This is a genomic window from Flavobacterium ammonificans (assembly GCF_020885975.1).
Taxonomy (GTDB): domain Bacteria; phylum Bacteroidota; class Bacteroidia; order Flavobacteriales; family Flavobacteriaceae; genus Flavobacterium; species Flavobacterium ammonificans.
The window spans coordinates 162,712-175,338 of record NZ_AP025183.1 but is presented as its reverse complement, the minus strand read 5'-3'; the positions used below and the strand labels follow the sequence as shown (position 1 = coordinate 175,338).

General features: G+C 34.9%; 13 protein-coding genes. 1 reads left to right on the top strand and 12 read right to left on the bottom strand.

The features are described from left to right. Window positions 1–3: 3 nt before the first annotated feature. From LPC23_RS00815 to LPC23_RS00775, 9 genes are all read right to left on the bottom strand, one after another. Entirely contained in the window at window positions 4–678 is a 675-nt protein-coding gene (locus LPC23_RS00815) for a peptidoglycan DD-metalloendopeptidase family protein (RefSeq protein WP_229330321.1), read from the bottom strand. 82 nt (window positions 679–760) lie between these two features. Next, window positions 761–1,633, bottom strand: coding sequence for an ACP S-malonyltransferase (fabD, locus tag LPC23_RS00810; RefSeq protein ID WP_229330319.1), 873 nt, complete (start codon window positions 1,631–1,633; stop codon window positions 761–763). A gap of 96 nt (window positions 1,634–1,729) precedes the next feature. Further along, window positions 1,730–2,446: a pirin family protein gene (locus LPC23_RS00805; RefSeq protein ID WP_229330317.1), complete on the bottom strand. Its 717-nt coding sequence runs from the start codon at window positions 2,444–2,446 to the stop codon at window positions 1,730–1,732. 11 nt (window positions 2,447–2,457) lie between these two features. Next, complete coding sequence (locus LPC23_RS00800) at window positions 2,458–2,781, bottom strand: DUF6370 family protein (RefSeq protein ID WP_229330315.1); 324 nt, start codon at window positions 2,779–2,781, stop codon at window positions 2,458–2,460. A gap of 18 nt (window positions 2,782–2,799) precedes the next feature. Further along, window positions 2,800–3,054, bottom strand: coding sequence for a Txe/YoeB family addiction module toxin (locus LPC23_RS00795; protein WP_229330313.1), 255 nt, complete (start codon window positions 3,052–3,054; stop codon window positions 2,800–2,802). After that, window positions 3,051–3,296: a type II toxin-antitoxin system Phd/YefM family antitoxin gene (locus tag LPC23_RS00790; RefSeq protein ID WP_338032158.1), complete on the bottom strand. Its 246-nt coding sequence runs from the start codon at window positions 3,294–3,296 to the stop codon at window positions 3,051–3,053. The genes LPC23_RS00795 and LPC23_RS00790 overlap by 4 nt, the downstream gene beginning before the upstream one ends. 440 nt (window positions 3,297–3,736) lie before the next feature. Continuing rightward, window positions 3,737–5,599, bottom strand: a complete 1,863-nt coding sequence (locus LPC23_RS00785; RefSeq protein WP_229330311.1) for a peptidase U32 family protein — start codon at window positions 5,597–5,599, stop codon at window positions 3,737–3,739. A 227-nt stretch (window positions 5,600–5,826) separates the two neighbouring features. Then, window positions 5,827–7,014: a pyridoxal phosphate-dependent aminotransferase gene (locus tag LPC23_RS00780; RefSeq protein WP_229330309.1), complete on the bottom strand. Its 1,188-nt coding sequence runs from the start codon at window positions 7,012–7,014 to the stop codon at window positions 5,827–5,829. Between the two features lie 61 nt (window positions 7,015–7,075). Then, window positions 7,076–8,173, bottom strand: coding sequence for a fatty acid desaturase family protein (locus LPC23_RS00775; RefSeq protein WP_229330307.1), 1,098 nt, complete (start codon window positions 8,171–8,173; stop codon window positions 7,076–7,078). A 106-nt stretch (window positions 8,174–8,279) separates the two neighbouring features. On the opposite strand from LPC23_RS00775, the gene rsmG reads away from it, so the two are divergent. Next, window positions 8,280–8,909: a 16S rRNA (guanine(527)-N(7))-methyltransferase RsmG gene (rsmG, locus tag LPC23_RS00770; protein ID WP_229330305.1), complete on the top strand. Its 630-nt coding sequence runs from the start codon at window positions 8,280–8,282 to the stop codon at window positions 8,907–8,909. Window positions 8,910–9,070: 161 nt separating this feature from the next. Here rsmG and pruA read toward each other — a convergent pair whose 3' ends face one another. The 3 genes from pruA to LPC23_RS00755 form a co-directional block, all read right to left on the bottom strand. Beyond that, window positions 9,071–10,696, bottom strand: a complete 1,626-nt coding sequence (pruA, locus tag LPC23_RS00765) for an L-glutamate gamma-semialdehyde dehydrogenase (protein ID WP_229330303.1) — start codon at window positions 10,694–10,696, stop codon at window positions 9,071–9,073. A 164-nt stretch (window positions 10,697–10,860) separates the two neighbouring features. After that, window positions 10,861–11,247, bottom strand: a complete 387-nt coding sequence (gene apaG / locus LPC23_RS00760; RefSeq protein WP_229325569.1) for a Co2+/Mg2+ efflux protein ApaG — start codon at window positions 11,245–11,247, stop codon at window positions 10,861–10,863. Window positions 11,248–11,328: 81 nt separating this feature from the next. Continuing rightward, window positions 11,329–12,582: a type IX secretion system plug protein gene (locus LPC23_RS00755; RefSeq protein WP_229330302.1), complete on the bottom strand. Its 1,254-nt coding sequence runs from the start codon at window positions 12,580–12,582 to the stop codon at window positions 11,329–11,331. Window positions 12,583–12,627: the final 45 nt, after the last annotated feature.

The following is a 12,627-nucleotide window of genomic DNA, read 5'->3' as shown; positions in this document are numbered from 1 at the left end:
GGTTTAAATTTTTAAAAGCACATTTGGATCGGGACAATTTGTACTATAATGGTCTAGAGTTCTTGGACTGCAAACACCTGGATAATCCCCAAATTTATTTTCCATATCGATAATTATCTGAAAATGTAAATGGGGAGCATAATCACCGTTGATTGGTGGCAAACCCAAATTTCCGATTTGCTCACCCTGAGATACAGCATCACCAACTTGTTTTCCTATTAAACTTTCTTCGCTTAAATGTCCGTAAAGGGTGTGGAAAACATGACCATCTAATTGATGTTGAACAATAATTGTAGGGCCATAATCACCTAAAGCAGTATTGTTTTGAAAACTATGAATTCTGCCCTCTAATGCTGCATGAACGCTAGCTGATTCATTGATCCATAAGTCCAATCCAATATGAATGTTACGTTCTTCAGAATTTTCAGCATTAAATACCGTACTTCTTTTGTATAGATTTCGAATTTCTTGATAGCCTCCAAAAGCTATTTTCCCTTTATTGTCATCCAAATGCTTTTGAATGAAAACTTTATAATCTTTTGCAGTTTCTAACTTTGATGAAAGAATTTCATCGTTTGAAATGGATAAGTCGAGCGGCACATATTCTGAATATGAAATATGGGGTGCTATCACTTTTGATGGTTCGCAAAGACTAAGTAATTCGATTATTGCTGTCATATCTTTTATACTATTTTCAAAAATAATAAATCCTCATAAAATAATGTTCTATGAGGATTTAATTTTAATTTATAATTGCAAATTAAGCATTAGCAGTAACTGCTTCTTTGTCAATTTTACCAATTAAACCAGCTAATACTTTTCCAGGACCCACTTCAGTAAAACTAGTAGCGCCATCTGCAATCATTTTTTGAACAGATTGTGTCCATTTTACAGGAGCCGTCAACTGAATAATTAGGTTTTTCTTAATTTCAGCTGGATTAGAAACAGCACTCGCAGTTACATTTTGGTACACAGGGCAAATAGGAGTAGAGAAAGTAGTCGCTTCAATTGCGGCTGCAAGTTCTTCTCTAGCAGGCTCCATCATTGGCGAGTGAAAAGCACCACCAACAGGTAAGATTAAAGCTCGTTTTGCTCCCGCTTCTTTCATTTTTTCGCAAGCCAATTCCACCGCTTTGTATTCGCCAGAAATTACCAACTGTCCAGGACAATTATAATTAGCTGCTAATACAACACCGTCAATGGAAGCACAAATATCTTCAACGATTTTATCTTCTAAATTCAATACTGCTGCCATGGTTGACGGAGTTATTTCACACGCTTTTTGCATGGCTAAAGCTCTTTGTGAAACTAATTTCAATCCGTCTTCAAAAGACAAAGCACCATTGGCAACTAAAGCTGAAAATTCTCCTAAAGAATGACCAGCTACCATTTCTGGTTTGAAATCAGCTAAGGTTTTAGCTAAAATAACCGAATGTAAAAAAACGGCAGGTTGCGTAACTTTAGTTTCTTTTAATTCTTCAGCAGTTCCTTCAAACATGATGTCTGTAATGCGAAATCCTAAAATCTCATTGGCTTTTTCGAAAAGTTCTTTTGCCAAAGGCGAATTTTCATATAGTTCTTTACCCATTCCGGTAAATTGTGCTCCTTGTCCAGGAAATACATATGCTTTCATAACGTTTGTTTCAAGTTTAGATTTGAGTATTTTGTTTGAATCACAAAAATAACAATTTTTTTAGCTGAACACTAAAATCCGAATACTGAATACTATTTACTGTTCCATCGGAATTTCCATGATTAAAAAACGAGAATCCGAATTGGCTTTAATTTCCAATTCATTGGTTTCCCAAATTCCAATAGCATCTCTTTTTTCTAGTTTTTCACCATTCACTTGGATTTCACCTTCAATATTCATGATATAGAATCCGTTACCCTCTTTTTTTAAACCTAATTTTTTAGAAAAATCTTTATCGAAATCACTCAAATAAAACCAAGCATCTTGATGGATCCAAACCCCTTCATCGTCTTCATTAGGAGATAAGATTTGTGCGAAATTATTTTTTTGCTTTGCAATATCTAAAGTAATTTGTTGGTAACGCGGTTCTACATTTCTGTATTTTGGAAACAACCAAATCTGAAATAATTTTGTCTGTAAGTCTGCATTCGGATTGAATTCGCTGTGTTGTATTCCTGTTCCGGCGCTCATCACTTGTACATCGCCAGTCTTGATAGTGGACGAATTGCCCATACTGTCTTTATGCGCCAAATCTCCTTCTAATGGAATGGTGATAATTTCCATATTATCGTGTGGATGCGTGCCAAAGCCCATTCCAGCCGCAACTGTATCGTCATTCAAAACGCGAAGCATTCCAAATTGAATGCGTTCTGGATTGTACCAACTTGCAAAACTAAAACTGTGGTAAGCATTCAACCAACCGTGATCAGCATGTCCTCTTGAACTCGCTTTGTGTAAAATGAAATTCTCCATATTAATTGGATTTAATGTTGTTTTAGCGGTAGTAATTTAAAGTAAGTTACAACAAATTTGTTGTCTTTTATTTCTCCAATTACCTCTGCTTTTCGGATGCTAGCACAAAAACCATCATCGGCATGAGCGTCTCCATGTGAGTCTATATTGGTGCCTTCTACAAAATAGGATTTTCCATCAATTCGAACGGCTAAGTCACAACTTTTTCCTTCCAATCCCAATTGGCATTGGCCACAAGAGGCTTCTACAATTTGAATTTTTGAATTTTCTTTTTTGTCTTGTGCCAATATCAGAGTACTGCTTAAGACAAATAAAAAAGTAAGTAATTTTTTCATGGAATATAGTATTTGGTTTTAGTAATGATACCTACAAGAAACAATGATTATGTTGGATTCTCTAAAGGTGGAAACCAATCGGTGTTCTGAGTCGATTCTTCTTGACCAAAATCCTTGCAAATCATGTTTCAATCCTTCCGGGTTTCCAATGCCTTCAAAAGGAGTTCGAATACACGATTTAATTAATTCGTTGATTCGTTTGAGTTTGGATTTATCGGTTTTTTGCCAATACAAATAATCTTCCCATGCCTGAAGTTGCCAAGAAACTATCATTCTTCAATTAACTCTTTTTGAACTAATGATTTGTTTTCTTGAATGTCTTTTACAGATTGAAGTAAGATATCTCTGTTTTTTCCAGATAATAAATAGTTGGTTTCATTTAAAGCATTGTATTCTTCTAGCGAAATCAAAACAAGGTCTTTGTTGTCTTTTCGCTTTACAATTATTTCTTCCATATCATCTGTAACGGCATCCATCCATTTTTTTAGATTCAATCGTAAATCAGTGTAATTGATGACTTTTATTTTTCGAAAAATTAGAATACAAAATTACAAAAAAATAACGTAAATAAGTACTTAAATAATCTGTTGTTTAAAATTTAGATAAAATAAAAGAATGAACCACATAGAAACATAGATTTATGATTAATAATTTAAAGAATGGATAGGAATAATATTATTTTTCATATAGAATAGCTATGTGAAAAGTAAGATGTCTATCCGATTCTTTTAAAAACAAAGTAATTCTATCTGTCTATGTGGTTAAAAACTAATTACAGCTATATGGGTTTGTATAATATATTTATTATCTAACTCATTTGTGTTATGGATTGAAGCGGCATCTTTTTATTTTTATTTTGCCATATCGTCACTACTCGCAACGGCTGAAAACAAAAGATATAGCGAACAGCCCGACCTATTATGCCGAGGCAACGAAGCCAATAGGAATGATCAAATTACTCTTCCTCTTCAATTTCAAATTCGGCATCTTTTTCCCAAATCTCCATTTCACAAGGTTTACAGTTGAATTTGAGTTTGTATTCCAATTCACCTTGTTTTAAAACTAAAGGCTCTTTGACTTTTTTGTCGCGATGCTCTGGATGGTATTTTGGGCAACGTTCTAGTTCGTATTTGATACAATATTTGGTCGTCATCACGCGTGATTTTCCCGGATCCCATTGCAATTCAAAAGCTTTTTCGATTTCGGTAACACCGTGACGTTCGTAGAATTTGCGCGCCATTTTATTGGAAACATTGTAGGTGAAATCCAATTGATCTACTGGAAACGGATGATCGGTTTTGACGATTTGGTGTTCCTCCCGTTTGTAATTGGCTAGACGAATTTCGGTCAATTGTTCGTAAACGGTACGACGCATTTCGTTGATTTTTGAAATCGGCAAAAACCAATTGTCTGAAAACTGAATTGTAATTTCGTCAGCGGTGTAGGGCGTAAAACCCGTTTTAGCTAATTGGGTTTTGATGTTGTCTTCTATGGACAAATTATTTTTAGTGGGTTCTTTGGAGTGTTCCAACTGGACTTTGCTTACATAACCATCTTCATCCGTGGCGGTCAATTCAAAACCGTTTTCGTTTTCGGTTAATACCAAGGTGGTACTAATTTTTCGAACAGCACTGTCTTCGCGCTCCACAATTTTGATAAAAGCCGCATCATTGTTGCGATAAATGAAGGTTCCGTCCTTAATTTCTTTCAGTACATTGGGGTAAATGATGCCGTTTTCGGCTTTGTTTACATAAATTCCGTCGGCTTCGTTGTTTTCGTTGATGAAACACAAACCATCGCCATTGTTGAGTAATTCGCCATTTTCAATTTCGTACGAATTACCAACGGTTTTGATCAGTTTTCCAATGTACTGCCCTTTGGACTTTGGACTTTCCCAAGAACCAATGGCTTGATGTCTTTCGTTAACGAAATAGTCAGTATAACCTCGGTTGAAAGTGCGGTTCAGTTCCGAATCGAAAGTGAAGGTGCATTTTCCAGAAGACGCTTTGGTATAATTGGGGTTTTGTTCCAAAAAAGCATCGATTTTTTTGCGAAGAAACGACACATTATTTTTAACATAGACCATATCTTTCAAACGCCCTTCAATTTTGAAAGAAACAATTCCGGCTTCGATCAAATTCGGAATTTGATCCGTTACATCAAAATCTTTGATGGAAAGTAAGTGACTGTTTTTGATTAAAGTTTCGCCGTGACCGTCAATTAAGTTGTAGGGCAAACGACAGTTTTGCGCGCACGAACCACGATTGGCAGAACGCTCACCATTGGCCACACTCATATAACAATTTCCACTGAAGGAAACACATAAAGCACCGGTAACAAAGAATTCCAATTCTACATCCGTCGCTTCGCTGATTTCTTTGATTTGGTGTAAGTTCAATTCGCGTGCTAAAACCACACGCTTGATGCCTGCATCGGCAAGGAATTTAATATTTTTTGGATCACGATTATTGGCTTGTGTACTGGCATGTAAAACGATAGGTGGCAACTCCATTTCCATAATTGCCATATCCTGAATAATCAACGCATCTACTCCAATATGGTATAGCTCCCAAATCATTTGGCGACAGGTTTCAAGTTCGTTGTCGTATAAAATAGTATTCATTACCACAAAAACTTGGGCGTGATAGAGATGAGCATAATTTACCAAGGCCGCCACATCTTCTATGGAATTGTGTGCGTTGGAACGAGCACCAAATTGCGGAGCGCCAATATAAACTGCATCGGCACCGCTATTGATAGCAGCCATACCGTGCAATAAGTCTTTGGCAGGCGCTAGTATTTCGATTTTTTTTTTCATTATAAGAGGGATTTCTTTTTAGGGAAATTAGTTTGCAAAGTTCTTATAAATAATTGAGATTTTTGGTAAAATTTTCAAAGTTTATACTCGTCTTTTTCTTAAACATATAAGTCATATAAGTTGATTTAAGAAGTTGTTTCGTGTCTATGAAATAAATATAGTTGTTTTTAAAATAAGAAAAGCCCCAAGTTTCCTTGAGGCTTTCAGAGTTTTTATAAAAACTATTTTTATGAAACCGCTTCTTTAATTCTTTTTAACGCTTCTTTTAAAATATCTTCGCTAGTAGCATAAGAGAAACGAATACAGTTTGGATTTCCAAAAGCATCACCCGTTACGGTAGCCACATTGGCTTCGGCTAAAAGGTACATAGAGAAATCATTAGCGTCTTTGATTTCGGTTCCTCTTAAAGTTTTTCCGAAGAAAGAAGAAACATCTGGGAATACATAAAAAGCGCCTTCTGGCACGTTGATTTTCATTCCTGGAATCTCTTTGATTAATCCTACTACTAAATCTCTACGGCTATGGAAAGCATCGACCATGTGTTTTAAAACGGATGGATCAGCATCTACTGCAGTAATCGTTGCGCGTTGAGCTACAGAGTTAGCGCCACTAGTTACTTGCCCTTGAATTTTAGTACAAGCTTTGGCAATGAATTCTGGTGCGCCAATGTATCCAATTCTATATCCAGTCATAGCGAAAGCTTTGGCAACTCCGTTAACAGTAATCGTTTTTTCTAACATACCTGGGATAGAAGCAATACTGCAAAAAGTTCCTGAAAAGTTAATGTGCTCGTAAATTTCGTCAGCAACTACATAGATGTTAGGGTATTTTTCTAATACTTTAGCTATAGCAGTTAATTCTTCGCGGTTGTATACCGAACCACTTGGATTACATGGCGAACTGAACCAAATCATTTTAGTTTTTGGAGTGATCACTGCCTCTAATTGTGCTGGCGTGATTTTAAAATCAGTCTCCACAGAGGTTGGCACTTCAACTGGAACACCTCCTGAAAGTTTTACGATTTCGAAATACGAAACCCAATACGGTGCTGGTAAAATTACTTCGTCACCATCGTTTAACATGACTTGTGCGATGTTATACAACGATTGTTTAGCTCCTGTAGAAACTACAATTTGAGACGGTTTGTAATCCAAATCATTGTCGCGTTTGAATTTTCTGCAAATCGCTTCTTTTAACTCTACATATCCATCTACTGGAGAGTAGGTGCTATAATTTTCGTCAATTGCTTTTTTAGCAGCTTCTTTAATAAAGTCAGGCGTGTTGAAATCAGGTTCGCCCAAGCTTAAACTGATAATGTCTTTACCTTGTGCTTTTAATTCTCTGGCTAAAGCAGCCATGGCTAATGTTTGTGATGTAGCTAAGTTGTTAATTCTGTCTGAAAGTGGATTGCTCATTTCTTAGTTGTTGTAAAATCTAGTTTGTAGTTATTAATTGGATATAGTTTGTATTTATTATTTATGCCGATAATTCCGGTTTCATTCCCAAATTTTTCAAATGAGTAAAATGGGATAAAATGGCCTCTCTAGTAGTTTTGAACTCATGGTATGGAAGGTTGCATTCTTTAGCAGTTTGTTTTACAAACTCGGCGATTTTACTATAATGAACATGAGAAATATTTGGAAAAATATGATGTTCAATTTGGTGATTTAAACCACCAGTGTAATAATTCACAAGCCAATTTTTTGGAGCGAAATTAGCTGTGGTGTACAATTGATGAATTGCCCAAGTATTTTCTATTTCTCCTTCGTCATTTGGAATTGGATTTGCAGTTTCGTCTACCACATGAGCTAATTGAAAAACAACACTCAGAATCAATCCAGCGGTATAGTGCATTACTAAAAATCCTAAAATTACTTTCCACCAAGTGATGCCTAAAACCATTGGAATTACTAACCAAATAGAAAAATAAATGACTTTGGTAATGATTAAGGTGGTCCAACGAATAACTGGCTTTTTGAATTCGCCATACGATAAATTGCGTTTTAAGTAACGTTTCATTTGAAGAAAATCGGTAGTAATTGCCCAATTGAAAGTCAATAAACCATATAAAAAAACGGAGTAATAATGTTGGAATTTATGGTAATTGTACCATTTCGCAGTTTTAGAAAAACGTAAAATACGTCCCGCTTCTAAATCTTCATCATGACCTAAAATGTTGGTATAGGTATGGTGTAACACATTGTGTTGTACTTGCCAATTGTACACATTTCCGGCTAAAATATAGATACTACCTCCCATGAATTTATTTACCCATGATTTATTGGAGTAAGCACCGTGATTACCATCGTGCATTACGTTCATTCCTACTCCAGCCATTCCTATACCTATGATTAGGTTGAGTAGGAGGTAAGTCCAAAAAGGCATATCCATAGCTAATAAAAAGAAGTAAGGTGTTAAAAAAATGGAAAACATCACGATTGTTTTGAGATGTAATTTCCAATTTCCAGTTTTATTAAGGTTGTTTTCTTTGAAATAATTGTTGACACGAGAATTTAAAATTCTAAAAAATTTCAAATCATCTTGTTTTGCAAATGTTGGAGCGGTATTTTTCATAATCTTGAGTAATAATCAACAAAGATAATTATTATAAATTTTCAATCTGCACATATGGACTACAATTTCCAATCTAAAAATACTACTTTTGTTAAAAATATTTAAAATGGAAGCAATTCTGAAGCATTTTCCTAATTTAACGGATGTTCAAAAAGAGCAATTTCAGCAGTTAGATTCTTTATACCACGATTGGAACGAAAAAATAAACGTTATTTCCCGAAAAGATATTGATGCTTTGTACACTAAGCACGTTTTACACTCCTTGGGAATTGCTAAAATTCAGTCTTTTGAACCAGGAACTTATGTTTTGGATGTAGGAACTGGCGGTGGTTTTCCTGGAATTCCATTGGCGATACTTTTTCCTGAAACGCGTTTTTATTTGATTGATGTTATTGCCAAAAAAATAAAAGTAGTTCAAGCTGTTGCGGATGCTTTGGGATTAAAAAATGTGAAAGCAGAACAAATTCGTGCAGAAAATGTAAAAGGTGATTTTGATTTCATCGTTAGTCGTGCGGTAACGAATATGCCTGATTTTGTTTCTTGGGTAAAAACCAAAATCAAAAAACAACACAAACACGAATTAAAAAACGGTATTCTGTACCTAAAAGGAGGTGACCTAACCGAAGAGTTAAAAGACTTTCCAAAAGCTACTTTGTATGACTTAGCTGATTTCTTTGAAGATGAATTTTTTGAGACTAAGAAAGTGGTGCATTTACCTTTGAAATTTACGATTTAAGATCCCTAATCTAAGGGATAATCCATAAAAACAAATAAGATTGCTTCGTTCCTCGCAATGACAATCAAAAATAAAAAACCCACAAATTGAAATTTCAATTTGTGGGTTTTATTATATCGTACCTCGTCCCGACGCTTCGGGATCGTACCTCGTAAATTGTCTTATCCTAAAAACGGATATCTGTAATCTTCTGGCGAAACTAAAGTTTCTTTAATAGTCCTAGGCGAAGCCCAACGTAATAAATTCAAGGCAGATCCTGCTTTGTCATTTGTCCCTGAAGCTCTAGCACCGCCAAAAGGTTGTTGTCCTACAACCGCTCCTGTTGGTTTGTCATTGATGTAGAAGTTTCCTGCTGCATTTTGAAGTGCTACAGTTGCTTCTTCAATTGCGTAACGGTCCGTACTGAAAACAGCACCTGTCAAAGCATATTCAGAAGTTGTGTCAACTAATTTTAGCGTTTCAGCCCATTGCGCATCTTCATACACATAAATAGTAATTACTGGACCGAACAATTCGGTTTCCATAGTCGTGTATTTTGGATTGGTCGTTACGATTACCGTTGGTTCAATAAAATAGCCTTTTGATTTATCGTAATTTCCGCCCACAATAATTTCCGCATCGGCATCTTTTTTAGCTTGGTCAATATAACTTGCTAATTTATCAAATGAACCTTCGTGAATTACCGCTGTGATGAAGTTTGAGAAGTCTTCAGGGGATCCCATTTTCATTGATTTTACATCCGTAATTACTTGTTCTTTTATAGCTGGCCATAAACTTTTTGGCATATAAGCTCTAGAGGCTGCAGAACATTTTTGTCCTTGGAACTCAAATGCGCCACGAACAATTCCTGTCGCTACTTGTTTCACATTTGCAGAAGGATGGGCAATGATAAAATCTTTCCCACCTGTTTCTCCAACAATTCTTGGATAGGTTTTGTAATGGTGAATGTTCGTTCCAATTTTAGCCCAAATATCTTTAAATACATGAGTAGATCCTGTAAAGTGAACACCCGCAAAATCACGACTTGCTAAAACTGTATCGGTTACCATTAAAGCATCTCCAAAAACCACATTGATTACACCATCAGGCAAACCCGCTTCTTTGAAAATATCGATAATGATTTTGGCAGAGAAAACTTGACTATCACTTGGTTTCCAAACTACTACATTCCCCATCATAGCAGCACTAGCTGGTAAATTAGCGGCAATAGCAGTAAAGTTGAAAGGAGTAATAGCGTAGATAAATCCTTCCAAAGGTCTGTATTCTATACGATTCCAAACTGATGAGTCTGAAGTAGGTTGGTCACTGTAAATTTGCGACATGAATTCTACGTTGAAACGCAAAAAGTCAATCAACTCACAAGAAGCATCAATTTCAGCTTGATGAATCGTTTTAGATTGCGCAATCATAGTTGCAGCATTAATTCTTGCACGGTAAGGTCCAGCAATTAATTCGGCCGCTTTTAAGAAAATAGCAGCACGTTGTTCCCAAGCCATATTAGCCCAAGCTTGTCTTGAATTCAAAGCATTTGAAATGGCTTTTTCTACATGTGATTTTTCCGCTAAATGGTATGTTCCTACAATATGTTGGTGGTCGTGTGGTGCCGACATTGTTTTGGTATTTCCAGTTCTAATTTCTTCGCTTCCAATGTATAATGGAACGTCGATAGTGGTATTCCACATTTTTTTGTAGGCATCCAATACAGCTGCTTTTTCAGGTGAATTAGGAGCGTATCCTTTTACAGGTTCGTTGACCGCTTTGGGTACTTTAAAAAATCCTTTTAACATAAAAATAGTATTAAAAAATCTGTTGGCTTAACAGATTTGAATTAGCAATAAAATATACAGTTATTCGAAAACTTGCGAATAATTGAAACTAATACAAAAGTACAAAGGATAATTAAATAAAAAATATAAATGAGCCAATTAAATTAAGATTTTATAAATGAAACTTAATTCAATGCAAAAGGTGCGCTCAGTCTAAAAGAAGGAACAATTACTTTAAAATTTTTAGTAGTTGTAAAGTTGATCATATTGAAGTGTCCTTTCATTGCGCCGTGAGGGGATGAAAGTAAACAGCCTGAACTATAGGTGTATAATTCACCCGGTTTAAGTACTGGTTTTTTTCCAATAACGCCTTCGCCATCTACAATTTCTAATTCGTTTAACGAATCAAATATTTCCCAATGACGTGTGATTAATTGAACAGAATCTTTACTGTGATTTTCAATTTTAATTTGGTAACTAAAGGCAAAATGGATTCTATAGTTTTTGAAGTAAGTTCCTTCAAAACTAGTCAAAACGGAAATTTTAATACCTCTTGTTATTTGGGTAACCATTTTTTTATCTAAAAAATTCAAACTATTTCAACAAAAATACAAAAAAATAAAATTGGTTCAACTTTGAGTGAAGAAATGTTTTTAATTTATTCCATTCAATGAATTAGCAGTGCCTTTTCCTATAACTCGTTCGTATCGATCCATATTTTCTTTATAGTAGACCAAGACAGTATATTCGTTTTCCGTTTGAAAAAAATTACCATCAATTGCATTTTCTTGATCAATATTTCCTTTTGGATCAACAGCTACATATTCATAATTTGTAAATCCTTGTTTAATTAAAATGTATTTTTCATACAATCCACTTTCAGCATTGTAATCCATTTTATTTTCTGCATTTAAAGTATAATTATTGAACATTCCTGCAATATAGATAGCGCCATCAGAACTTCTAAAATTTGGAGCTGAGAGCGTGAAATGTATCCAACTATAATCAGATTCGATTTCATTATTTTCTGAAAATAATCTACGAATTACAAAATTTCCATTTACATCTTCCCAAAAGTAGTAAGGATTATTTGCCCTTGCATCATTTGTAAATAAGTGAGCGGTGTAAATTTCTTTTTTATTATCCACTTTTGAAATTGAATTACTTGGCAATCTAATCTCTTTGTTGTCAAAAAAATGAAATTCGTTACCTGCCCAAAATTGTGTAGGCGTATCGTAACGATATACTAAATCATTTCCAATGGTGAATTGGGGAAGAATATTGGTTATAGCAGTTTGGAATTTTCCATTTTGAATCAAAACTGTTTTTACATTTTTCAAAGCATTTTGAAAAACAATTTGGTTTGATTTTACAGTAAACTCTAGGTTGTGTTTGAAATCCATCTGCTTAACATTTCGAGGTCTTCTCACTTGAATTGGGACCGAAACGGCATTTTCATACAAGATGAATTTTCGAGAGAAAACAACTTCTCTTTCTTCATTCAATACTTTAAGCATATAATTTCCACTGATTTTAAGTTGCAGAGAAGAATTAGGGAAGTTCAACCTATAATGCGAATAACTTTGTAAGGTATTGAATGAGCTTAGTGATTCTAAAATACGTTGGTTATCTATTCCTTCAAGGTATTCTCTTTTTTGAATATCGGTAGGTTTCCAATTGTAGTCACAATGAACGATTTCATAATAAAAAGAAGCGTCGTTTCCATACAAATCATCAAACTGTAATTGAAATTGCTCACCCAATTGAAAAATGGGCACCACATTTTGGTTGTTTTGTACAAATGATACGGTTTTAATATGGTAAGGCGGTGCAACTTCTTTTTCTACTTGGCCTGATGCCAAAGAAAAAGATAAAAAAAGTACGGCTTTAAAAAGAAAACGCAGCATAATTGATTGGTTTACAATACGTAAATATAAACAATTATAATGGTT

What these genes read in the sequence shown, in the direction of transcription:
- LPC23_RS00815 (WP_229330321.1), bottom strand. Translation starts at nt 678, where the DNA reads ATGACAGCAATAATCGAATTACTTAGTCTTTGCGAACCATCAAAAGTG.
- fabD (WP_229330319.1), bottom strand. Translation starts at nt 1,633, where the DNA reads ATGAAAGCATATGTATTTCCTGGACAAGGAGCACAATTTACCGGAATG.
- LPC23_RS00805 (WP_229330317.1), bottom strand. Translation starts at nt 2,446, where the DNA reads ATGGAGAATTTCATTTTACACAAAGCGAGTTCAAGAGGACATGCTGAT.
- LPC23_RS00800 (WP_229330315.1), bottom strand. Translation starts at nt 2,781, where the DNA reads ATGAAAAAATTACTTACTTTTTTATTTGTCTTAAGCAGTACTCTGATA.
- LPC23_RS00795 (WP_229330313.1), bottom strand. Translation starts at nt 3,054, where the DNA reads ATGATAGTTTCTTGGCAACTTCAGGCATGGGAAGATTATTTGTATTGG.
- LPC23_RS00785 (WP_229330311.1), bottom strand. Translation starts at nt 5,599, where the DNA reads ATGAAAAAAAAAATCGAAATACTAGCGCCTGCCAAAGACTTATTGCAC.
- LPC23_RS00780 (WP_229330309.1), bottom strand. Translation starts at nt 7,014, where the DNA reads ATGAGCAATCCACTTTCAGACAGAATTAACAACTTAGCTACATCACAA.
- LPC23_RS00775 (WP_229330307.1), bottom strand. Translation starts at nt 8,173, where the DNA reads ATGAAAAATACCGCTCCAACATTTGCAAAACAAGATGATTTGAAATTT.
- rsmG (WP_229330305.1), top strand. Translation starts at nt 8,280, where the DNA reads ATGGAAGCAATTCTGAAGCATTTTCCTAATTTAACGGATGTTCAAAAA.
- pruA (WP_229330303.1), bottom strand. Translation starts at nt 10,696, where the DNA reads ATGTTAAAAGGATTTTTTAAAGTACCCAAAGCGGTCAACGAACCTGTA.
- apaG (WP_229325569.1), bottom strand. Translation starts at nt 11,247, where the DNA reads ATGGTTACCCAAATAACAAGAGGTATTAAAATTTCCGTTTTGACTAGT.
- LPC23_RS00755 (WP_229330302.1), bottom strand. Translation starts at nt 12,582, where the DNA reads ATGCTGCGTTTTCTTTTTAAAGCCGTACTTTTTTTATCTTTTTCTTTG.